The organism is Thalassotalea sp. ND16A (assembly GCF_000764205.1).
In the GTDB taxonomy this organism is placed as follows: domain Bacteria; phylum Pseudomonadota; class Gammaproteobacteria; order Enterobacterales; family Alteromonadaceae; genus Thalassotalea_A.
In genome coordinates this window covers 1-23,505 of sequence record NZ_JQDZ01000042.1, presented here as the reverse complement: position 1 = coordinate 23,505, position 23,505 = coordinate 1, and the positions used below count along the sequence as shown (strand labels likewise).

Annotated in this window: 20 protein-coding genes; 12 read left to right on the top strand and 8 right to left on the bottom strand. The window is 42.1% G+C overall.

What is annotated here, in order from left to right:
* Positions 1 to 12 precede the first annotated feature (12 nt).
* The gene (locus tag ND16A_RS11930) at positions 13 to 1,026 is read right to left on the bottom strand and encodes a 4-hydroxyproline epimerase (protein ID WP_033077074.1); all 1,014 of its coding nucleotides are present in this window, start codon (positions 1,024 to 1,026) and stop codon (positions 13 to 15) included.
* A 274-nt stretch (positions 1,027 to 1,300) separates the two neighbouring features.
* On the opposite strand from ND16A_RS11930, the gene ND16A_RS11935 reads away from it, so the two are divergent.
* Together ND16A_RS11935 and ND16A_RS11940 are read left to right on the top strand one after the other, a co-directional pair.
* Positions 1,301 to 2,347: a proline racemase family protein gene (locus ND16A_RS11935; RefSeq protein ID WP_033077073.1), complete on the top strand. Its 1,047-nt coding sequence runs from the start codon at positions 1,301 to 1,303 to the stop codon at positions 2,345 to 2,347.
* The gene (locus tag ND16A_RS11940) at positions 2,344 to 3,627 is read left to right on the top strand and encodes an NAD(P)/FAD-dependent oxidoreductase (RefSeq protein ID WP_033077072.1); all 1,284 of its coding nucleotides are present in this window, start codon (positions 2,344 to 2,346) and stop codon (positions 3,625 to 3,627) included. The genes ND16A_RS11935 and ND16A_RS11940 overlap by 4 nt, the downstream gene beginning before the upstream one ends.
* A 284-nt stretch (positions 3,628 to 3,911) precedes the next feature.
* On the opposite strand, the gene ND16A_RS11945 is transcribed toward ND16A_RS11940, so the two are convergent.
* From ND16A_RS11945 to ND16A_RS11955, 3 genes are read right to left on the bottom strand one after another with little or no spacing between them, the layout of a single operon-like run.
* Complete coding sequence (locus tag ND16A_RS11945; RefSeq protein ID WP_033077071.1) at positions 3,912 to 5,222, bottom strand: aminopeptidase P N-terminal domain-containing protein; 1,311 nt, start codon at positions 5,220 to 5,222, stop codon at positions 3,912 to 3,914.
* Positions 5,223 to 5,254: 32 nt separating this feature from the next.
* Positions 5,255 to 6,211 (bottom strand): ornithine cyclodeaminase family protein, encoded by a 957-nt coding sequence (locus ND16A_RS11950; protein WP_033077070.1) that lies wholly within the window; start codon positions 6,209 to 6,211, stop codon positions 5,255 to 5,257.
* A gap of 54 nt (positions 6,212 to 6,265) precedes the next feature.
* On the bottom strand, positions 6,266 to 8,065 hold the full coding sequence (locus tag ND16A_RS11955) for an MFS transporter (RefSeq protein WP_081945521.1): 1,800 nt from the start codon (positions 8,063 to 8,065) through the stop codon (positions 6,266 to 6,268).
* A gap of 277 nt (positions 8,066 to 8,342) precedes the next feature.
* Between ND16A_RS11955 and ND16A_RS11960 the strand changes: the two genes are divergently transcribed.
* Positions 8,343 to 10,325, top strand: coding sequence for a collagenase (locus tag ND16A_RS11960; protein WP_033077069.1), 1,983 nt, complete (start codon positions 8,343 to 8,345; stop codon positions 10,323 to 10,325).
* Between the two features lie 3 nt (positions 10,326 to 10,328).
* Here the strand turns inward: ND16A_RS11960 and ND16A_RS21665 are convergent, their stop codons facing one another.
* The 3 genes from ND16A_RS21665 to clpS all read right to left on the bottom strand — a co-directional run bounded on the left by ND16A_RS21665 (position 10,329) and on the right by clpS (position 13,288).
* Complete coding sequence (locus ND16A_RS21665) at positions 10,329 to 10,538, bottom strand: GDCCVxC domain-containing (seleno)protein (protein WP_081945520.1); 210 nt, start codon at positions 10,536 to 10,538, stop codon at positions 10,329 to 10,331.
* Between the two features lie 111 nt (positions 10,539 to 10,649).
* Positions 10,650 to 12,914 carry an ATP-dependent Clp protease ATP-binding subunit ClpA gene (clpA, locus tag ND16A_RS11965; protein WP_033077068.1) on the bottom strand — a complete coding sequence of 755 codons (2,265 nt, stop codon included), beginning with the start codon at positions 12,912 to 12,914 and terminating at the stop codon, positions 10,650 to 10,652.
* Positions 12,915 to 12,967: 53 nt separating this feature from the next.
* Positions 12,968 to 13,288 (bottom strand): ATP-dependent Clp protease adapter ClpS, encoded by a 321-nt coding sequence (gene clpS / locus ND16A_RS11970; protein WP_033077067.1) that lies wholly within the window; start codon positions 13,286 to 13,288, stop codon positions 12,968 to 12,970.
* A 238-nt stretch (positions 13,289 to 13,526) separates the two neighbouring features.
* Between clpS and cspD the strand changes: the two genes are divergently transcribed.
* Positions 13,527 to 13,739 (top strand): cold shock domain-containing protein CspD, encoded by a 213-nt coding sequence (cspD, locus tag ND16A_RS11975; protein ID WP_033077066.1) that lies wholly within the window; start codon positions 13,527 to 13,529, stop codon positions 13,737 to 13,739.
* Positions 13,740 to 14,138: 399 nt separating this feature from the next.
* Here the strand turns inward: cspD and ND16A_RS11980 are convergent, their stop codons facing one another.
* Entirely contained in the window at positions 14,139 to 16,367 is a 2,229-nt protein-coding gene (locus tag ND16A_RS11980; protein ID WP_033077065.1) for an NADP-dependent isocitrate dehydrogenase, read from the bottom strand.
* 323 nt (positions 16,368 to 16,690) lie between these two features.
* Between ND16A_RS11980 and ND16A_RS11985 the strand changes: the two genes are divergently transcribed.
* The 8 genes from ND16A_RS11985 (at position 16,691) to ND16A_RS12020 (ending at position 23,342) form a co-directional block, all read left to right on the top strand.
* Entirely contained in the window at positions 16,691 to 17,386 is a 696-nt protein-coding gene (locus tag ND16A_RS11985; RefSeq protein WP_033077064.1) for a pseudouridine synthase, read from the top strand.
* Positions 17,383 to 17,838, top strand: coding sequence for an NUDIX hydrolase (locus ND16A_RS11990; protein WP_033077063.1), 456 nt, complete (start codon positions 17,383 to 17,385; stop codon positions 17,836 to 17,838). Before ND16A_RS11985 ends, ND16A_RS11990 begins: the two co-directional genes overlap by 4 nt.
* A 175-nt stretch (positions 17,839 to 18,013) precedes the next feature.
* Positions 18,014 to 19,087: a tRNA 2-thiouridine(34) synthase MnmA gene (gene mnmA / locus ND16A_RS11995; protein WP_052072977.1), complete on the top strand. Its 1,074-nt coding sequence runs from the start codon at positions 18,014 to 18,016 to the stop codon at positions 19,085 to 19,087.
* A 23-nt stretch (positions 19,088 to 19,110) separates the two neighbouring features.
* Positions 19,111 to 19,731: a high frequency lysogenization protein HflD gene (hflD, locus tag ND16A_RS12000; RefSeq protein WP_033077062.1), complete on the top strand. Its 621-nt coding sequence runs from the start codon at positions 19,111 to 19,113 to the stop codon at positions 19,729 to 19,731.
* Positions 19,732 to 19,820: 89 nt separating this feature from the next.
* Positions 19,821 to 21,188, top strand: a complete 1,368-nt coding sequence (gene purB, locus ND16A_RS12005) for an adenylosuccinate lyase (protein ID WP_033077061.1) — start codon at positions 19,821 to 19,823, stop codon at positions 21,186 to 21,188.
* A gap of 95 nt (positions 21,189 to 21,283) precedes the next feature.
* Positions 21,284 to 21,505 (top strand): hypothetical protein, encoded by a 222-nt coding sequence (locus ND16A_RS12010; protein WP_033077060.1) that lies wholly within the window; start codon positions 21,284 to 21,286, stop codon positions 21,503 to 21,505.
* A gap of 192 nt (positions 21,506 to 21,697) precedes the next feature.
* Positions 21,698 to 22,846: a cupin domain-containing protein gene (locus tag ND16A_RS12015; protein WP_033077059.1), complete on the top strand. Its 1,149-nt coding sequence runs from the start codon at positions 21,698 to 21,700 to the stop codon at positions 22,844 to 22,846.
* A 34-nt stretch (positions 22,847 to 22,880) separates the two neighbouring features.
* On the top strand, positions 22,881 to 23,342 hold the full coding sequence (locus ND16A_RS12020; RefSeq protein ID WP_033077058.1) for a GNAT family N-acetyltransferase: 462 nt from the start codon (positions 22,881 to 22,883) through the stop codon (positions 23,340 to 23,342).
* The last annotated feature ends 163 nt before the right edge of the window (positions 23,343 to 23,505 follow it).

Here is a 23,505-nt window from a genome sequence, read left to right as displayed (position 1 = left end):
GTCTTTTAAATTTTATTTAACACTAAAACCAAACGCATATGGATCATTATCATCTATGGTGATGCAGTTATTACCAAATACTTTGGCCCAACCCTCAATGCTTGGTTTGATTGCAATAATGGTTTCGTCGTCGTTAGCGATTTCGGTGATCGCCTCAATTTTGCCAACAAACTGGCTGCCGATGTAGCTCTCATGGATAAAACTGTCACCCAGTTTTAGTTTCCCTCTGGCGAACAGTTGTGCCATTCGGGCACTGGTGCCAGTGCCACAGGGTGAACGGTCGATGGCTTTATCACCATAAAACACGGCGTTGGCCGAATCGGATCCTTGAGTTTGACTCTTACCGGTCCAAAGCACATGGCTGACACCACACACTGATGGATCTTCCGGGTGAATACAGCTGACGGCATTATTGGCATACTCACGCACTATTGGTGAGAAGCGCAAAATATCGGCGGCAGTCCATTTATCTATGCCAGGAAAATTATCTTGTGGTTCCACAATAACGTAGTAGTTACCGCCATAAGCGACATCAACGGTGATATTGCCTAGACCAGGAATATTTAACACTACGTCCTGGTGGGCCAAATAGGCGGCAATATTGAACAATTTAACCGAAGTCACCTTGTCCTGGTGCTGTTGGTACTCAACCTGAATTTGCCCTGCAGGAACGTCCAGTACTAATTTACCCGGATTTTTGGGTTTAATATAACCGCATTCAAGGGCCGCGCTGACAGTGCCAATAGTGCCATGGCCACACATTGGTAAACAGCCAGAGGTTTCAATGAATAAAATACTGGCATCGGCCTCTTCGCTACAGGGAGGGTACAAGAAAGCACCCGACATCATGTCGTGCCCACGAGGTTCAAACATTAATGCTTTGCGGATCCAATCATAGTTGGCGAGAAAGTCCTGGCGTTTTTCACTCATGGTTTGCCCGATCAAATTCGGATGGCCCGAGGTTACCAACCGCACCGGATTACCGCAGGTGTGAGCGTCGACGCAATTATAGGTGCCTTTTATCATTATATTCTCCTGTTCCTGTTGGCTCTAGTTTAATTGATATTGAGTCGCAGCAAAGTCGATTGATAAGTCATCGAAGTATTGTGTGGTTACTGCTGGGTAGACACCTTGCCAATTTATGTTCATCTTTATACTCTTACTAAATTTATGGTTAGCATTTGCAATCAGCTATTAATGAAATATTGATTGCCAACGGCCTAAAGTTAAAATATATTGTATACAATTTTTAACTCTTCGCAAGATACTTTTTCAAAAAGTTAACATTAGGGGCTGATGAATGCAGATAAAAACTAATAATATCAATACAATAAGGACAATAAAAACTTTAGATGGGCATACTGAGGGGGAACCATTAAGGATAGTAATTAGTGGCTACCCTGAAATTAAAGGCGCAAGCATGTTAGAAAAACGCCAATATGTGAGTGATAATTTCGACCAATATCGTCAGTTTTTGATGTATGAGCCAAGAGGTCATGCCGATATGTACGGGGCAATACTTACCGAACCTTGTAGTAAGGATGCGATGTTTGGCATTTTGTTTATGCACAACGAAGGCTATTCGAGTATGTGTGGTCACGCCATTATCGCCAGTGTATCAATGTTGATTGAAACTGACACGATTGCGATGCCAAAGCCGGGCCAATGCATAAAAATTGATACTCCAGCAGGTCTTATTAGTGCTTATGCCTACCATGATGAACAGCAAAAGCTAAAAGTGAGTTTTGACAATGTGCCCGCTTTTGTTGAAGCGCTGGCGCAAACCATAACCGTGGCTGACATTGGCAAAGTAAACTACGATATTGCTTTTGGCGGCGCCTATTATGCGTTTGTTGATGCGGACGAGCTTGGCATCAGCTGCAGCAGGAATAATACTGCCCAATTAATTGATTTTGGTCGTAAGATCAAACTAGCAATCATCGCACGCGATACTCTTAATACTCACAACAGCATCAACCATCCCGAAGCTAAAGATTTAAGCTTTTTGTATGGCGTTATTTTTCACTCTGGCGATACCATATCAGCAGAGGCCCATTCAAAACATGTATGCATTTTTGCCGACGGCGAGTTAGACCGCTCACCAACCGGTACCGGTGTAAGTGCCAGAGCCGCCCTACTGCAAGCAAAAGAAGGGTTAAATCTCGACCAGACAATTATTGAAAGTATTGTTGGTGGCAAAATGACGGTCGAGATCGTACAGCAGTGCCAGTACTATGATAAATCAGCGGTCATTCCTAGGGTAAGCGGTCAAGCTTTTATTACCGGCATACATGAGTTTGTATTAACGCCGGACGATATCTTTAAAAATGGGTTTTTATTACGATGAACAAACAAACTACCAATAAAACAGAAACAGTCAATCACAACAAACACTTTGCCATTGTTGGTGCCGGTATCGTCGGCATTTGTTGTGGGCTTGAATTACAAGAGTTGGGTTACCGAGTGACATTTTTTGATGATCAGGGTTTTGCCAACGGTTGCTCGCATGGCAATGCTGGGCATTTTGCAACCGAGCAGGTGTTTCCATTGGCCGATCCCGCTATCTTGCCACAAATTCCGAAAATGCTGCTCGACCCACTAGGTCCTATCGTGCTTAAACCCGGCTATATGCTCAAAGCATTGCCCTGGCTGACAAAATTTATCAGCAATATGCGCAGCAAACCATTTCAGCACAACCATCAAGCATTACAAAGTTTAAATAAAGATGCGATTGAGTATTACCGGCCATTACTGGCAAAGGCCAATGCCAGTCATTTATTAACAACCCGTGGTAGCCTGCTGGTGTATGAAAACACACCGCTATCGATGATAGAAAAAGATCTTAATAAATACCTCGCTGGTGGTGTACAGGTTGAGTTACTCGATAAAAAACAACTCGTTGAATTGGAGCCTACGTTGTCAGATCGGGTAAATTACGCACTATTCTTCCCTGACGTTGCTCATACCTGCGATCCCTACGAATTATGTCTGGCGTTGGCAAATTCGGCTATGGCAAACAACGCCACTTTAATTAAAGAAAAAGTTACCGGCATCAGCGAAGCAAAGCAAAAAGTTAATATTAAAACTGCCCAATTCTGTCATCAATTTGATGGCGTTGTTATCGCTACGGGTGCCTGGTCAAAGTCGATACTAAAACCGTTGAATTTAAAATTGCCGATGGAGGTGGAACGTGGTTATCACTATATGCTTAGTAATAACCACAGCCTGACCCGCCCGGTAGCATCAGCTGAGCGTAAATTTATTATGACCCCAATGAGCAAGGGCTTACGTCTGGCCGGCACCGTAGAATTTGCTGGCATTAAAGCCAAAGAAAACTACAAACATGCGGATAAAATGCTACAGCATAGTTACGCGTTACTCAGTAAAAGCACTGCTGAGCCTAGTAAAAACAAGGAAGATCGCTGGATGGGCTTAAGACCATCGCTACCAGACTCCCTACCAGTATTGGATAAATCACCTTTACATGAAAACGTTTATTTGGCGCTTGGACATCAACATTTAGGACTGACCTGGGGCGCAAAAACGGCAAAATTGATGGCGCAACTGATATCGGAACAAAGCACCAGCATAGATTTGAAGCCTTTTTCTATCTCAAGATTTCAATAGGGCCAATCGGAAAAAAGTTCAGTACCATGATATCGGTACTGAACTTTTTCAATCAATCAATCAAGCTAATGGATGTTTTAACGATTACTCATCATCGGCAGCCATCAAACTTTCTATTTCACTGATGGTTCTTGGCACCGCCGCTGAGAGGTTTTCATAGCCGGTTTTAGTGATCAGGTAATAATCACTCTTCAGCGCTGGACATTAAACTTTCTATTTCACTGATGGTTCTTGGCACCGCCGCTGAGAGATTTTCATAGCCGGTTTTAGTGATCAGGTAATAATCACTCTTCAGCGCTGGACATTAAACTTTCTATTTCACTGATGGTTCTTGGCACCGCCGCTGAGAGGTTTTCATAGCCGGTTTTAGTGATCAAGATATCGTCTTCCACCCTGAGGCCAATACCCCGCCATTTTTCCTCAACGGTTAAGCAATGTTGAGGAATATAAATACCCGGCTCTATGGTGAAGACCATATTTTCCTGCAATTTAAGCCATTGTCCCTGATTGTCATGATAACTGCCGACATCGTGCACATCCAAACCAAGAAAGTGGCCAGTTTTGTGAATGGTAAACTGTTTATAGCTCTCGCTTTGCCAAACCTCATCAAAGCTGCCGGTCAATATGCCTAAGTCTATCAAGCCCTGTGCCAAAACCTGCATACAGGTCGTGTATATTTGCGACCAACACAGTCCTGGTTTGAGTTGGGCAATGGCTTCGTCAATGGCATTTAGTACCAATTGATACAATTGCGTTTGCTCTACACTGAATTTCCCGTTTATCGGCATTGTCCTGGTAATGTCGCTGCAATAGTGCTGATATTCACCCCCAGCATCAATGAGCAGTAAATCGCCATCAGCTAATGAGCAATTATTATCTTCGTAATGCAGACAACAGGCATTATTTCCGCCGGCCACAATCGATGGATAACACACCTCTTTACTGCCATGATTGGCGATTTCTCGCAAAAAAGTCGCCTCCAGCTGACCTTCATTAAGTCCTGGCTTTAATTGCCTCATAACAGCTCGATGAGCGTGTGTTGACGCCTTTACGGCCAACTTGATTTTAGCAATTTCTTCCGGCGACTTTAACACTCTCATGTTATGTACTATGGGCGCAAACGGTAACAATTGGCGGTGATATTTTATCTTGTCGAATGGCGTCGTTTGGCGTTGCTGATTGATCCAGTCAAAGATTCGGTGTTGGTACAGCCCTTGCTCGTCTAGGTAATATACTTTCGTTCTGTGTTCGAGTAATTGCGGTAAATTCTGCTCAACCGATAAAACATCAAAGGCCAGATCGGCATGAAACTGCTGAATTGCCCCTTGCTGACCGGCCCTTTGGCCAAAGTTGATTTCTGCCGCTTCATCTTTTCCGCGGTTGAATAGCACGAAGGGGTGTTCGTGCCCCGGCCTTAACACCGCGATGGCATCGGGCTCGGCGAATCCGCTGAAATAAAACAAATCGTTGTCAGCACGAAAATGGTATTTAATGTTTTTGCTGCGCGTTTTTTGCGTATTACCAACAATGATCACCACACTGTTTCGATCAAGTTGTTGATTCAGTAATTCTCTGCGTTGTTTGTATAATGACATATTCACTATCTACTATGGAAAGGGTGGAAAAATTAACCTGCGACATTGCTGACCGCATGCTGATACACCAATTTAGCTGCGGCTAAATCTTCTAAAGCATGACCGACCGATTTAAAGATGGTAATGTCCTGCTTGTTGCGCTGAAACTGTACTTGTGCTTTACACAGCGAAAATAAATCGGCTTTGATATCGTCTAAACTGATCACCTTGTTTTGTAACGGGATCGCAATATCACCGGTTTCCTTCGTGGCCCCGGGCACGTTATCGACAAAAATCTTCGCTTTTTGCAAGCATTCATCGTCCATTTCACGCATATTGGGTCGGTAGGCGCCAACCATATCCAGATGTTGACCGGCAACCAGATGCTTTCCAAAAATCAACGGCTCTTTAGACAAGGTTGCGCAACTGATAATATCGGCATCAGGGGTAGCCTGTTCCAGGTTATCAACCACGTTAAACTTCAGGTCTAAATGCTTAACCTGCTCAATCACTGCCTGTGCCTTGCTTGGGTCTCTGCCCCAAACAGTTACGGTTTCCAGCGCTCTGACACTGCTGTGGGCCTTAATTAACTCAGGTGCTAAGGTGCCAGTACCAACTATTAACAAGTGTTTGGAATTTTTTCTCGATAAAAAGCTCGACGCCAACGCCGAAGCGGCAGCAGTACGCTTTGCGGTAATGGCGGGTGCATCCATAGTACACAGCAGCTGGCCGGTTTTCACCTCAAACAATAAATAACTGCCTTGAATTGATGGCAAATTTATTTGACTGTTATCGGGTGCTACTGTCACCAATTTGACCCCGGCGAATCCACCGGCTTGCCATGCAGGCATGATCAAAAGCGTGGTTTCGGTGCTCGCCTGTGGGTTTTCCATATCAAAGTGTGAGCGTTGTGGTACACAAATGTCGCCAGCAAAACCTTGTCGCAAGGCGCTGATTAATTGTGGATAGTCTAATGCTTGGATGACTTTTTCAGCACTAATATTTATCATAATGGTCCTTTTCAAATACATTAAGAATGCAATGGTTGTTAATTATATAGTTTATTATTGGCTTGTCGCTTCACTCTCTACGGCCAAATTTTCAAAGTTGTTCTCAGATCTTATATAGTTCCGGTTAAACCAGACTAACGCCAGGCAGGTTAAAGTACCAATACCGGCAAATAGTGACCACATTAGCATTGGCTGATTCATCGTTTTTGCCAGCAAGCCATATGACCAGCCAGACAATAGTCCGGCAAATAAAAAGCCAAGCGCCATCGAGACAAAATAATAGCCCATATACATTGCAGAATGCTCTTTTGGTGCAATAGTGGCCACATATTCTTGTGATTTAGGCGATGCGATCATTTCTCCAAAAGCAAAAACAATCACCGCAATAATGATGATCACTCCTGACATGGCACTACTTGCGGCGGCACCGGTGATTAGCATCGCCAAGGCGATTATTGCCGTGCCGATGACAATAACTGGCAACGGGTTTATTTTGGCACAGTAATGGCTGATCATAATTTGACCGGCAATAATGCAACCAAATGAGATATTAACAATGTATTCAGGATTAATTTGCCGATAGTTTTCGGCCCATTGTTCGGCCATTATTGCCGACGTAGTATCGTTTGCGGCGATCGCGTGCAACCCCGCGATGATTTCTTGCCTTGGCACCATGACTTTATAATTGACCAGGTCAAAATATATCGCCGATATGTTTGTGGTAACACTCTCTGCGGTTGGATTATTGTGCAACTGTTGGGTGATGGCGCTGGCCAGTTGCTCAATATTAACCCCGGCAAAATACTCCAGCCACTGAGGTGATAGCTGCTCTAAGTAATTTACCAGGGCTGTGGTATTGACGAAATCGCGGATAAATAACGGCGTAGTAACAAATAGCTGCAAATACATCGTCCAAAAACCGGTCAAAATAAGTAAGTATATGACAAACGGTTTATTGCCAATTTGGGTTTTTGTTTTAAACCATGGGCTAATGGTAGTCTTTGCGGCCGTGCTAACGCTGCTGGTTAAATATTTATCCCAAAGCAGATTACAGAACAGCCAAATTGCAGCCGATAAGAGATATTGCTGATACGTTATGGCGCCAGTACCTGCTATCATCAAGCCCAAAATCATTGGCGTTACCAATAATGCAAAACGGCCATTACCTAACACCATTTGTGCTTGTTTAAGGACTTGCGTGAGTGAGCTTTTTGTCAATGCTGAAGCTTCATTTTCGGGTTCTTTATATAAAAATATTGCTGGCAGCAAATTCAGTGCAATCCATAACGATGACATGATAAAAACCATATCCCAGCCGATCACTCGTACGTAACCAGCAACTAGCGGTCCTAAAAAGCCGCCAACATTTACCATGGTATAGAAGATACCAAATCCTAAACCGCGATTGGAGTCATTGGTCACTTTCGCCACGGTACCAACCACAACCGGTTTAAAACAGGCCGCGCCAATGGCGACTAAGATAAACACGGCACAGAACGGCCAAAAAGAGGATACTTGACCAAGCAGGTAATAAGATGGACACATAATTAAAAACGATATGATGAACATTCGTCGGTAGCCATAACTATCGGCTAAAGCCCCGGTGATCACCGGCAATAAATACAATAAAAACGGCACCATGCCTTGTAGTAGACCGCGCTGTTGATCTGAAAAAGCTAAACCACCCTGTATGGCAGGGCTGGTCATATATAATGAAGATAAAGTAAAAAAACCGTACCAGGCGAGTCGCTCAAATATTTCCATGCTATTGGCAACGTAGAAATTCAGGCTAAATGCGTGTCGTTTTTTGTTCGTCTGTGGTGGTAGATTATTGCTTTTCTCAGTCTTATTCATAAACGTCTCTTGTTGCTATTACATGCCCTACTACCAGCTAAAGGCTACTGGAGAGGAAACGACATTACCGTTAATTACAAAAGTACTTTAGTTATACCAAGTAACATCAGCGCATTGTATACAATATACTATAGCCGAGTATATTATATTTAAATTAAAAATCAACCGCGAATTTTAACAACAGCTACTCGTCCAATAACTGTTGCATTCATTCGTACTAAAAGTATATTGTATGCAAGAGGCGGCTATTTTAAATTTAATCTGTAGGCATATCTATATGAACAGCAAAGTAACTACCACCTTAGTTGCAATTTCCACCATCATAATTTTAGGGTGTAGTTCCCTCCGTTCGACAGAGCCGCACACTAAGGCTTCAACGCAAGCAGAATACTCTAAGGCTGTGCTAAATATTTTGAACACGGATGTTGAGCAACTATGGGATCAGCAATTCGATCATTATCAAACGGGCTTATTAAAGGATGTAGCAGAGGCAATTACAGCAGAATCGTTAGCTGGAAATTTAAACAGCGCCCCTCTGGATAAACTCACCTATTACCTGCGCATTTTTAGCAGTTTTGGTCCTGATGAGAACTGGGTTGAAGGTACCGCAACAACAGTAAATGACGCTTTGATCAATTTGCAAAACATGCCAGGGTTTTACGATATCAATGCAACAACTGCTCGTTTGCATGAGAACTATGCCGTTGCTTTATATCGATTGTATTTTTTAAAAGCTTTACAAGATAAGACGGCTGATCATGTAAAGCCGTTAGCCAGGTTAATTAATTTATATGCCAATGCTGATTTAGCGGGTGACAAAGCCATTGATTATGCGTTATGGGAAGTGATTAGAGCCGGGGCAATTTTGCCTTATGAGGCGCGTCGAAAAAATGCACAAGCATTTACCATGGCAATACATGGCAGCGGCGAATTACAACAAGCGCTGACTGAATTTTTAACGGCAAAAAATGCCATTCGCTACAATGACAACTGGCCGAAAAAACATGCGCTTTGGGCATTAGCTCAATACTATAACCTGTATAATAAACAATATTGGAATGAGTACTACCTACGTTCAGAGGAACAGCAACAGCAACAGCAATTGGACGATGATAAAGTAACCTTAGCCAGTGAAACTTCGATGGACAGTCTCGATGACACAATTTGGACGGCCCTGACCGCGGCAAACCGTGATGCTAAAAACGCTGAGTCTTTGCAACAAATCAAAGAATTATTCAGTGTTCCCTATGTGGTTACCAGCTTTCGAGGAAAATCGGAGTGTGAAGAAGGCACCTTGCAAGGCCGTTGTATTGCGCCAACCATTGAACAAGCATTACCAATCAAGCATGATTGTTCAGCAAGAATTTATATTTTGACGCAACAGATGAGCAACGACCAGTTAACTGAGTCGTGTCAGCAATTAATCTCACAAGAAAAGAATTTCCACCACAAACTTGCCACTAATTATCAGCCAGTTGCCAATGATTATAATGACAAATTGCGGGTCGTTATTTTTGATGATGCCGCGCAATACAATAAATATGGCCAATTAATTTTTGATATCAACACCGATAATGGCGGCATGTATATCGAAGGTACCACTCAAGACCCTGACAATGAAGCGACCTTTTACTCGTTTGAACATTTTTGGGCGCGTCCTGAGTTTGCAGTGTGGAACTTAAATCATGAATTTGTTCATTACCTCGATGGCCGCTTTGTTAAATACGATACCTTTAATCATTTCCCTGGCAATTTAGTCTGGTGGTCAGAAGGCTTAGCGGAATATATTTCTAAAGAAGATAGCAACCCAAGAACGTTTAAATTGTTGCATGAAACTGAGCCGAAAGAGTGGCCAAGTTTGCTCGATGTTTTTAACACTGAATATAAAGATGGTGTCGACAGGATCTACCGATGGAGTTATCTGGCAGTTAGGTTTATGTATGAAAATCATCGAGTTGAATATCATCAAATGGCGCATTACTTAAAAACCGACTTCTTTAAAGGCTATAAAGACTTGCTTCATGAATCGGGTAAAAATTTCAATGACGAATTTAGCCAATGGCTAACAAAGCATAATGATGGCTATATTGCGATAGAGCAGGAAGTAAACTCAAATAAGCCCCGCCAATTTTACCGTTATACCTATAAAGACTATTTACAGCCGTCTTACTTAGAGGAAGATGTATTGCATATGCACTGGCAATATTGGCATGAAAATGCGCTCAAACAGTCTGACTCAGCAGTGGTTTTAAGCAATTAATAGCTAATGGCAGCAATCAATGCCCTGCTGAACTGGCGGGCATTTAACGTTGCCGTAGGAACAAAATACACAGCAATCCCCTTTTAACGGTTTAAATACTGTGTTACACCCGCAGCATTGATAGAAATACAGACAGGCATTGGTTGGCATGGTTTCGGTTTTGCTATAACCACAGTGTGGACATGTTAACCTAGATTTTAAAATTACCGCCATAACGATTTAACAATTAAATAAAATTAAATAAAATTAAATAAAAACGGGCATCTGCCATTGGTATGATGCCCGTTTAATCACTTTAACTACCAGGTAAAATTCTCACTGAGTTTAATGAGAGACTAATTCCTGTTTTTTCTCATAAGTTAACTGCAAGTCTTTATCTTTACCACCAACATCAACTTTGGCAATACCACCTTGCATTAAATCACCAAACAGTAATTCATTGGCCAGCGGTTTTTTCAGTTTTTCCTGGATAAGCCTTGCCATAGGCCTTGCCCCCATCGTCTTATCGTAGCCATGCTCAGCTAACCATATCCTAGCTGTTTTGCTGACCTCTAAAGACACACCTTTGTTATCTAGTTGAACTTGCAACTCGACGATAAACTTGTCCACGACTTGTTCAATCACCTCGCCTTCTAAGTGATTGAACCAGACGATAGAATCGAGACGGTTTCTAAATTCAGGCGAGAATACGCGATTTATTTCACTCATCGCATCAAAACTGTGATCTTGTTGTTTAAAACCGATAGACTGACGTTGCGTTTCTTGTACACCAGCGTTGGTGGTTAATACCACTACCACGTTTCTAAAATCGGCTTTACGACCATTATTGTCGGTTAAGGTACCATGATCCATAACTTGTAACAGTATGTTGTAAACATCGGTGTGTGCTTTTTCGATTTCATCGAGCAACACCACTGAGTGTGGATGTTTAATCACCGCATCGGTTAATAAACCACCCTGCTCAAAGCCAACATAACCAGGAGGGGCACCAATTAAGCGACTGACGGCATGTTTTTCCATGTACTCAGACATGTCAAAGCGCAATAACTCGACCCCCAGTTGCTTAGCTAATTGCTGAGTAACTTCCGTTTTACCAACCCCGGTAGGGCCAGAAAATAAAAACGAGCCAATTGGCTTTTCTTCCGCACCAAGTCCGGCTCGACCTAAACGAATTACTGAGGTTAAACCGTCTATCGCTTCGTCTTGACCAAACACTACCATTTTCAGGTTTCTGTCAATATTCATCAGGTTATCTTTTTCGGTCGATGACACTGACTTTTCTGGAATGCGGGCAATACTTGCTACCACAGCTTCGACATCGCCGATATTGATCACTTTCTTGCGTTTTGATGATGTTACCAGCTGCTGCTTAGCACCGGCTTCGTCAATCACATCAATGGCTTTATCCGGTAAGAATCTGTCGTTGATGTATTTTGCCGATAATTCTGCCGCTGCTCGTAACGCTTTATTGGTATATTTCACCCCGTGATACGATTCATATCTATCTTTTAAACCAACCAAAATTTTGGTGGTTTCATCAATGCTGGGCTCATGAATATCAATTTTTTGAAAGCGACGAGCCAGTGCCCGGTCTTTTTCAAATATGGTTTTAAATTCCTGGAATGTGGTTGAGCCCATACAACGTAATTTACCGGAAGATAATAACGGTTTAATTAAGTTCGAGGCATCCATCATCCCGCCTGAAGCGGCACCGGCACCAATTATGGTGTGAATTTCATCGATAAATAAAATGGCGTGCTTGTCTTTTTCTAACTCTTTTAATAACGATTTAAACCGTTTTTCAAAATCACCGCGGTATTTTGTACCGGCGAGCAATGCGCCCATATCAAGCGAATAAATGGTGGCATCGGCTAGCACCTCGGGTGCTTTGTTCTCAACGATAAGTTTTGCCAGGCCTTCGGCAATGGCGGTTTTACCAACCCCGGCTTCACCGACAAACAAAGGGTTATTTTTTCTTCTGCGGCTAAGCACTTGTATGGCCCGATTTAATTCCGCATTACGACCTATCATCGGGTCTATTTCGCCTTTCAACGCTGTGGCATTTAAATTATCCGCATAGGCTTCAAGGTTTTTCGACTCATCTTCGGTATTTACCGGTTGCTCTAAACCAGGATTCAATTCTTCCGGTTGCAAATTTTTAGCAATACCGTGGGAAATATAATTGACAATATCCAGGCGGGTAATGTCTGATTTTTTCAAAAAGTAAGCCGCTTGCGACTCTTGCTCGCTGAAAATGGCCACCAAGACATTGGCACCATTGACTTCAGTCTTCCCCGAAGACTGAACATGAAAAACTGCGCGTTGCAATACCCGTTGAAACCCTAACGTTGGTTGTGTCTCTCTGTCTTCGTCCCCCTGGGGAATTACCGGGGTTGTTTCACCAATGAAATTAAGAAGCTCCATTTTTAATTTGGTCAAATCACCACCACAGGCATTGATTGCATCAATGGCTTCGGGGTTTTCAAGCAATGCCAACAACAAATGCTCTACCGTCATAAATTCATGGCGTGAATCCTTCGCCTGACGAAAAGCTAAATTCAATGAAATCTCTAAATCCTTATTTAACATAGGCACACTCCTGAAAATTTAAATTACTTATCACTACTTTTTCTATACCTGTTTTATACCTTTTCCATGGTACACATTAAGGGATGCTCGTGCTCTTTCGCATAATGGCTAACCATAGCGACTTTAGTTTCGGCTATTCCTGCACTGAAAATTCCGCAACTTGCTTTACCCTTATAATGTATTGTTAGCATAATTTGTGTCGCTTGGTCAGTATTCATTTGAAAAAATCGGCTTAACACGTCAACCACAAAGTCCATTGGGGTGTAATCATCATTTAATAAAATGACCCGGTACATGGATGGACGCTGAACTTTATCCTTTACCTCTTCCAGCGTCGTTTGGCCGCCTTCAATCTCTTCGTTTATCTTGCCCATACTTAAATAATAGCCTTAACTTGACGTTCTGCAGAACTCTTTTCGTAAAAAAATGTAAAAAAAACCAACGATTTACCTTGACTATTTGCTGTAATTATCTAAATTTTTATAAGTGACTAATTTTTGACACAAAAAATATACTATTTTGAAAAAATAAAAACTTAATCAAATTGGTGTAAATATGGTTGAGTACATAAATATAACAAAATACCGAATCATAGAGAAGGAAGTATGACATATGGCAAACGGCACTGTGAAATGGTTTAACAACGCCAAAGGCTTTGGTTTTATTTGTCCAGAAGAAGGTGGTGAAGATATTTTTGCTCACTACTCGACCATTCAAATGGACGGTTATCGTACATTAAAGGCAGGTCAGATTGTTGATTATGAGCTTAACCAAGGGCCCAAAGGGCATCATGCAGCAAGCATAACTCCCAAAGAGATCGAATAGCCGCAACTACGACAAATTAGGTGCTGGAAATACCGCGATGTTTTTTTGCGCCAACAGTAAATAACAAAATAATTTATGCTGTCCTTTCCGTCTAAATCTTAACGACAACATAAATCATTGTTATCGCTCTCGTCCACAAATCCTCTCGACAGGCAATCCCTGCCTGCCGCAGGATTAGTATGTTCCTATACAAAATAATAATCGCAACGGGATACTGGCTACGGGCTACGGGCAGAGTTGATATTGTTACACGAAGGTGAATTCATCAAATACACAGCCAGTAGCTCGTTGCTAGAAGCTAGAAGCTAAAAGCTAAAAGCTAGAAGCTAGAAGCTAAAAAAGCCACATACATTGCTGTATGTGGCTGTTATTTTATACTTATTTATTGCTTAACAATAATTATAATGCGCTTAATGCTGCATTTAATGTCGCACTAGGACGCATCGCTGTTGCCGCTAACTCAGCAACTGGTTGGTAGTAACCACCAAGTTGATTTTCAACGCCTTGCGCCGAGTTTAATTCATCAACAATCTTGGTTTCGTTTTCTGTTAACGTTGCCGCAAGAGCCGCAAATTTCGCTTTTAATTCAGCATCGTTATCTTGCGCAGCAAGCTCTTGTGCCCAGTACATAGCAAGGTAGAAATGAGAACCACGGTTATCAATTTGACCAACACGACGAGCCGGAGACTTGTTTTCCGCAAGGAAAGTGGCGGTTGCCGAATCAAGGGTATCGGCTAAAACTTGTGCTTTTGGATTGCTGGCAAAACCGCTTAAGTGTTCAAGCGATGCCGCTAGTGCCAAGAACTCACCTAATGAATCCCAACGTAAGTAGTTTTCTTGTTCAAACTGTTGAACGTGCTTAGGCGCAGAGCCACCAGCACCAGTTTCAAACAAACCACCGCCGTTCATTAATGGCACAACAGAAAGCATTTTCGCTGACGTTCCTAATTCTAAAATTGGGAATAAATCGGTTAAGTAATCACGTAAAACGTTACCGGTAACAGAAATAGTGTCTTTACCTTGTTTGATACGCTCTAAGGAGAAACGAGTTGCTTCAACCATAGGTAAAATGCTGATCTCTAAACCAGAAGTATCGTGATTTGGTAAGTAAGCTTCCACTTTCTTAATAATTTGTGCGTCATGTGCGCGGTTAGCATCTAACCAGAATACTGCCGGGTTACCGGTAGCACGAGCACGGTTAACCGCAAGCTTAACCCAATCTTGAATTGGTGCATCTTTAACCTGACACATTCTCCAGATATCGCCAGCTTCAACATTATGTTGCATTAATACCGTACCCGCTGCGTCAACTACACGAACTGTACCATTGGCAGCAATTTCGAACGTTTTGTCATGTGAACCGTATTCTTCAGCTTTTTGCGCCATAAGACCAACGTTTGGCACACTGCCCATAGTTGTAGGGTCAAAAGCACCATGTTTTTTACAAAAATCAATGGTTTCCTGGTAAACACCGGCATAACAACGATCAGGGATAACAGCAATGGTATCTTGTAATGCGTCGTTTTTGTTCCACATACAACCAGAAGAGCGGATCATTGCCGGCATTGAAGCATCGATGATCACATCTGAAGGTACATGTAGGTTAGTGATACCTTTATCCGAGTTAACCATAGCTAAGTCTGGGCTATTGGCGTAAACGTCAGAAAATGCTGCATTGATTTCAGCTTGCTTGTCCGCTGGAAGGCTAGCGATTTTCGCGTATACATCGCCAATACCGTTTTTAGTATCAACACCAAGTTCTTCAAATAACTCACCGTATTTAGCAAATACATCAGCATAGAATACTTGCACACAGTGACCAAAGATAATAGGGTCAGAAACCTTCATCATCGTTGCTTTCATGTGTAAAGAGAATAGAATACCTTGCTCTTTCGCAACAGCAATTTGCTCGGCTAAGAAGGTACGTAACTTACTCACGGTTAAACATGAAGAGTCGATCACTTCGCCATCTAACAGCGCTAAACCTTGTTTAAGAACGCTAACCTGACCTGCTTCATCGGTTAACTCAATGTTTACCGACGTTGCTTTTTCAATCGTTACTGATTGCTCGCTACCGTAAAAGTCGCCTTCAGTCATGCTAGCAACATGAGATTTTGAGTCGCTTGACCATACGCCCATTGAATGTGGATTGTTACGAGCGTATTGTTTAACTGAACCAGGAGCACGACGGTCAGAGTTACCTTCACGCAATACCGGGTTTACTGCAGAGCCTAAAACTTTTGAATACTGAGCTTTAATCGCCGCTTCTTTATCGTTTTGCGCTTCTTCAGGGAAGTCAGGTAAAGCATAACCTTTCGCTTGCAACTCTTTGATAGCCGCTTGTAATTGTGGGATCGACGCACTGACATTTGGTAACTTGATGATGTTCGCTTCTGGCGTTTTCGCTAAGGTACCAAGTTCTGCTAAAGCATCACCGATGCGTTGCTCTTCGGTTAAAAACTCAGGGAAATTAGCAATGATACGGCCTGCTAAAGAAATATCTTTAGTGGTCACTTCAATACCGGCAGGAGCAGTGTAAGCTTCTACGATAGGTAAAAATGAATGGGTTGCTAAAGCAGGTGCTTCATCAGTAATGGTATAAATGATTTTTGAATTATCAGTGGTCATTGTATTTCCTATTTTATGCTCGCCACGATTCACTGTGGCGTAAATTTATTGTTAATCTAGACTTATTAAATTTACCTAGCTGAGTGCGTAAATTCATACCAATTTGATCAGTGAATTGTTCAATTTGGTATTACTTACCTTTGCTCATTAAATCTAATAGAATTAACGGAGTACTTATTCTAAACGGGCTGTAGTATATCAGCATGACATTGATTAAAATAGTCGGATACAGGTGAACGGCAGGCTTTTGCCATTCATCTGTTGAATACTTACTATTAGTGATTTAAATAACTAAATTTTAACGGATAACAAACGAGTCTAATTTGCCAAATAAGCCTAACACCAGAAGTTCCAGCAAGCACAGAAACACCAGTGTCCGTAGTCGCTCGGCAGCTAAGCCCTGGCAACATAAAAAAAATAGCAAGCAAGGGGGTAATGATAACTCCATTAAGCAAAAACCAGCAGTACAAGTGATCTTGCTATTTAATAAACCTTTCGATGTCCTCACTCAGTTTACTGACGATCAACAGCGCAAAACCTTAAAGGATTACATTGATGTACCTGATGTTTATGCGGCTGGCCGATTAGACAAAGATTCTGAAGGATTATTGGTATTAACTAACGATGGGATGCTGCAACACCAATTAGCCAATCCGAAAAACAATAAACGTAAAGTATATTGGGTACAAGTTGAAGGCCAGCCGAGCGAAGCCGCGGTAACAGCGTTAAATCGGGGGGTAGAACTCAAAGATGGCATGACCAAGCCAGCGAAAGTCAAGGTAATGGCCGAGCCCAATGTGTGGCCACGTGTACCACCAATCAGAGAGCGTAAAAACATCCCTACCACCTGGCTTGAGATAATCATATCCGAAGGTAAAAACAGACAAGTAAGACGAATGACGGCCCATGTCGGCCACCCTACTTTGCGCCTAATTCGCGCCGCAGTTGGCCAATACCAATTAACTGACTTACAACCAGGCCAATATCGGCTGTTAAGCAATGAGTTGAAGCAATTATGACCGAGCAATTTAAACCAAATACTACGGTCGCCGGAATCATCTACCATCAGGATAAATTTTTGATTGTCGAAGAAATTGACGATGGCAAAACCGTTTATAACCAACCGGCCGGTCACATCGAAGCCGGTGAAAACCTGATATGTGCCTATCAACGTGAAGTTTTTGAGGAAACCGGGTTAACGGTAATGCCAGATTACATTAGCGGTATTTACTATCATTATAGTGAGCCATTAAAGCTGTATTTCCTCAGGTTTTGTTTTGTTACCGAGCTCGATTCATTGGCACCAACCAGCCCAAATGACAGTGATATAATTCAAGCGTTATGGTTAACCAAAGAAGAACTGTTAAAAAAAGCGGAGCAAATTCGCAGCCCTTTGGTGATGCAATGTCTGAATGATTTCCTGGCCGGCAATAACTACCCGTTATCCATACTAAATTCGAATATTACTTAAAGTTAAAAAGCCCATATAAGTTATAAGAAGTTAAGCAATAATTTTACTGTCACCGTTAGTAAATCATGCTACAATTTGCGCCATTTTTACACCTGCTGGGAATTTACTGTCCTTGAGTACTGTACACCACACTTCAAATAACGCGGCGAACCAAGATAAAAGAGTCATTGTTGGCATGTCTGGCGGCGTAGATTCATCGGTATCTGCTTACTTGCTGTTAGAGCAAGGCTATCAGGTTGAAGGTCTTTTCATGAAAAACTGGGAAGAAGACGATGACGATGAATATTGTGCTGCGGCAGATGATCTTAAAGATGCGCAAGCGGTATGTGACAAACTGGGAATTGAGTTACACACCATCAACTTTGCCGCTGAATACTGGGACAATGTGTTTGAATATTTCTTAGAGGAATACAAAGCCGGCCGTACCCCAAACCCGGATATCATGTGTAATAAAGAAATCAAATTTAAAGCCTTTCTTGAATTTGCCTGTGAAGATTTAGGTGCCGATTATATTGCTACCGGCCATTATGTACAGCGCCGTGAAGATGATGATGGCAAGTTTGCGATGTTACGTGGTTTAGACGCTAACAAAGATCAAAGCTACTTTTTATACACCCTGAGTCATAAGCAAGTAGGCCAAACCCTATTCCCTGTCGGCAACATTGAAAAACCGCAAGTAAGAGCCATTGCTGAGCGCGAAGGTTTGATCACTCATAATAAAAAAGACTCCACCGGCATTTGTTTTATTGGTGAACGTAAATTCAAAGATTTTCTTGGCCGTTATTTGCCGGCGCAACCCGGCATTATTGAAACTGCCGAAGGTGTTGAAGTTGGCAAACACGAAGGATTGATGTATCACACCCTGGGCCAGCGAAAAGGCTTGCATATTGGCGGTTTGAAAGATGCGGGTGAAGCGCCCTGGTACGTCGTTGATAAAGACATGAAACGCAATGTGCTGATTGTTGGTCAGGGCAACAAGCACCCTCGCCTGTTTTCGAAAGGCTTAGTTGCCTCACAATTACATTGGGTTAACCGTTCGCAGTTTGCCATTGGCAGTAGCATTGAATGTACAGTGAAAACCCGTTACCGCCAACAGGATGTTGCCTGTAAAATTAGCCGTATCGATGACGATAATTATCAAATTATGTTTTTAGAGCAACAAAGTTCAGTGACACCAGGACAGTCTGTGGTGTTTTATCAAGATGAAGTTTGTTTAGGTGGTGGCATTATCGACACCCTGATCCGTTAAGTAAAAGCGAACAAGTAATAACTATGAGCATAAAAGATCAAACCCTAACTTTTGCTGCAATTTGTCAGGCAGCGTTTATGGTTCAGGGCATTGCCAGAAAAAACCACTGCGATGACGAGTTGCTAAAACTAATGCTGAGCAGCATTACCAATACAAATCCGGCCAATCCCCTGGATGTTTATGGTAATGATCTGGCCAACTTAAAAGATGGTTTGTTAATGATTGTTGCACAACTTGGCGATAACAATCCGAAAAAAGATCCTGAACTTACTCGTTACATTGTCAGTTTATTAAATTTAGAAAGACGCTTAAAAAGTAAGTCGCAAACATTAGCGGAACTGGGGGCCAGGATTGAACAATGTAAACGTCAACTCGATCATTATGATTTGGATAGCGTAAACATGCTGAATTCGATGGCCAGTATTTATACCGACATCATCAGCCCATTAGCCGCTAAAATACAAATCGCTGGCGAACCAGACATTTTAAAACAAGTAGGCAATCAGCACCGGATACGCTCCTTGTTACTTTCGGGCGTGCGAGCTACCGTATTATGGCGACAAATGGGCGGTAAACGTCGAACGATTTTATTTAACCGTCGTAAGATTGTGGTTACAGCCCAAGAATTTTTGAAACAAATTTAAGCAAATTACTATACCAAGTTGACTAATTAATTGGTCAACTTGGTATTAGAACCTTTAATTACTAAAACTTATATTATTTAGGAACAATTATGGAACTCTCAAGCATTAGTGCAATTTCACCAGTAGATGGTCGTTACGGCAGTAAAGTTAAAGCCTTACGTCCAATATTCAGTGAATTTGGTCTGATTAAATACCGCGTAACCGTGGAAGTACGTTGGTTACAAAAACTTGCTGAAACGACTGAAATCGCTGAAGTTCCGGCTTTTTCTGCCGAAGCAAGTGCGGCTTTAGATGCCATTGTAAGTGATTTTTCAGAAGCCGATGCCGCGCGAGTAAAAGAAATTGAAGCGACCACCAACCACGACGTTAAAGCGGTTGAGTACTTATTAAAAGAAAAAGTTGCCGCGTTCCCTGAATTAAATGCAGTATCGGAATTCATTCACTTTGCCTGTACTTCCGAAGACATTAACAACTTATCGCACGCATTAATGCTTAGCGACTCGCGTGAGCTAGTATTGCTACCGGTAATGGATGAAATCTTAGCCGAAATTAAAGCTCTGGCGTTAGAGTACCAATCAATGCCGATGATGTGTCGTACTCATGGTCAACCAGCAAGCCCAAGTACTATGGGTAAAGAAATGGCCAACGTTTACGTTCGATTAAAACGTCAACGCGATCAAATTGCCAACGTTGAAATGCTTGGTAAGATCAATGGCGCGGTCGGTAACTACAATGCTCACATCTCTGCTTACCCAGAAGTTAACTGGCACGAGTTTTCAGAAAGCTTTGTAACGTCTTTAGGTGTTACCTGGAATGCATTCACCACCCAGATTGAGCCACACGATTACATTGCTGAATTATTCGATGCAGTAGCGCGTTTTAATACCATTTTAATTGATTTTGACCGTGACGTTTGGGGTTACATTGCCCTTGGTCACTTCAAACAAAAAACCATTGCCGGTGAAATTGGCTCTTCAACCATGCCGCACAAGGTTAACCCGATTGATTTTGAAAACTCAGAAGGTAACTTAGGCATTGCTAACGCGATTCTTAACCACCTTGCGCAAAAGTTACCAGTTTCACGCTGGCAACGTGACTTAACTGACTCTACGGTACTGCGTAACTTAGGGGTAGGTTTTGCTCACTCATTAATTTCATACCAGTCGACGTTAAAAGGTATCAGCAAGTTACAGGTAAACGAGCAAGCATTATTAGACGAACTAGATAAAAACTGGGAAGTATTGGCAGAACCAATTCAAACAGTGATGCGTCGTTACGGCATCGAAAAGCCGTATGAAAAACTTAAAGAATTAACGCGTGGTAAACGTGTTGATGCCGAATCTATGCGGGCCTTCATTGATACTTTGGACATGCCAGAAAGCGCCAAAGATGAGTTGAAAGCGATGACACCGGCGAGCTATATTGGCCGTGCCATTGAGTTTATCAACGAAATCTAAGCTTAATCAGCTGCAGAACACCATTTTAAAAGGCGCCACGGCGCCTTTTTTGCTGTTTATTACTATACTTAATAAAAATGGTATAGGAGGTATGTATGTTTTTAAAACATAGAGGCAATGGCGATATGGTGGATGTAAGTGATATATGTGATTTAACCAATTTATTTCACTCTACCATCACTGGCAGATACCAGGCAGGTGAAGAGTTACAAGACCCTGAAGAATTTAATAAAAATGACTTGATGTTCTTGTCTGGTGAAGAGTTACCAAAGTGTTGGAGTGATCCAAACTATCGACATTTAACTGGCCGCAAGTAGCAGCATATCGATTAACTGCCGAATAGACACAAAGTCTATTCGGGCATTTAATGTTAAGCAGGCAGTGCATAACCCCTTCTGCCTGGGGATTTTTCTGAAATAGACATACCTGCGTTATCAAAATCAGTGCTAGTTTCTACTAACGCAGTCAACTACAATAGTGCCCATATTTTCTTACCCGTACTTACTTTTATGATCGATGCAATTCACTGGAATGATTTAACCCCTGAAACCTTTTTGGCCAGCTATTGGCAAAAAAAACCATTATTAGTCAAAGCGGCATTTACCGACTTTGTCGATCCTGTTGAAGCAAATGAGCTTGCTGGCCTTGCGATGGAAGATTTTATTGAATCGCGTATCGTTGCCAACAAGGAACAAAAATGGGATGTGAAACATGGTCCTTTTGAAGATTTCAGTGAATTTGGTGAACACAACTGGACGTTACTGGTGCAAGCTGCGAACCATTGGGTTGATGGCATCGACGCCCTAGTCGAGCCGTTTCGATTTATTCCCAATTGGCGCATAGACGATGTAATGGTAAGTTTCTCTGTTCCTGGTGGTGGTGTTGGCCCGCATTTAGATCAGTACGACGTATTTATCATACAGGGCGAAGGGAAACGTCGTTGGCAAGTTGGTGCACCCGATGACACTTTAAAAGAAGTCGTTCCGCACGAAGACTTAAAGCAAGTATCGAGTTTTACGCCGATTATTGATGAAATAACTGAACCGGGTGATCTGCTCTACATCCCACCGAACCACCCTCATGATGGTGTAGCAATTGATAACTCATTGAATTATTCCATTGGATTTCAAGCGCCAAGTGCACAGGAATTGATTTCAGCATTTGCCGATCATCAACTCGACCAGCAATTATTTGAACAAAGGTTTGATGATAGCCAACGTCAAGCGACGAAGACACCGGAACAATTGACGGCAACAGATCTAGATTTACTTACCAATGTTATGAACTCTGCGCTGCAAAGTCCGAGTGTAATACAAGAGTTTCTGGGTAAATATTTAACCACAGTTCATCACACCTTAAATTTATTGATCCCGACCGAACCAATGAGCATAGATTTTATTAATGAAATTTTAGCCGAAGGTGAAGAACTTAATCCGGTATTGGGATTAAAATGCATTTTAATTAATCAACCAGAAAACAATATGTTATTTATTAATGGAGAAAGTTTCCCGATTGATGATGACATGCTTGAGTTTGCTAGAATGCTGGCAACCAAGACAGGTTTGACCTCTGACAACTTAAAAAGTTCACTGTATTGTTTGAAAAACGTGCAACTGTTAACTACTGTTATAAATAAGGGACTCTGGACATTTGAGTAGGGACAAGTGGTTGTTGTAAGAGTTGAGAATTATTTTGTCGTATCAAGTAAATGTAGTTGACTGGAAACAAGCGAAACAACAATTAAAATCTGTTCGAGAAAAGGTATTCGTTTGTGAAAGACGAATTCCTTATGAGGTTGAGTTTGATTGTCATGATAGACAAGCCTATCACGTATTAGTCATAGATGAAGATACCAAAGAAGCCATAGCTACCGGCAGAATTACCAATCAAGGTGAGATCTCTCGCATTTGCGTGGTGATCTCAAAGCGCAATACCCCTGTTGGTCAAGAAGTTATCCAGACCCTAATCAATATTGCCCGACTGAATCATTTAAAAGCAGTGTATATTAACAGTTCATTGGATGCTGTTGGCTATTTTGCCAAGCACCATTTTAATCCTGTCGGTGCTGTTTTTATGGAAGCTGGCATGCCAAGACAACGCATGACATGCTCCATTAGAGAAATAGATTTCAAACGCTTTTACTTATCTCATTAACAATTAAAACCACTTACTTTTTCCCTTAATTCCTTCCTTGACCCCTTGACTCCTTGACCCCTTGACTCCTTGACCCCTTGACCCCTTGACCCCTTGACCCCTTGACTCCTTGACTCCTTGACCCCTTGACCCCTTGACTCCTTGACCCCTTGACCCCTTGACC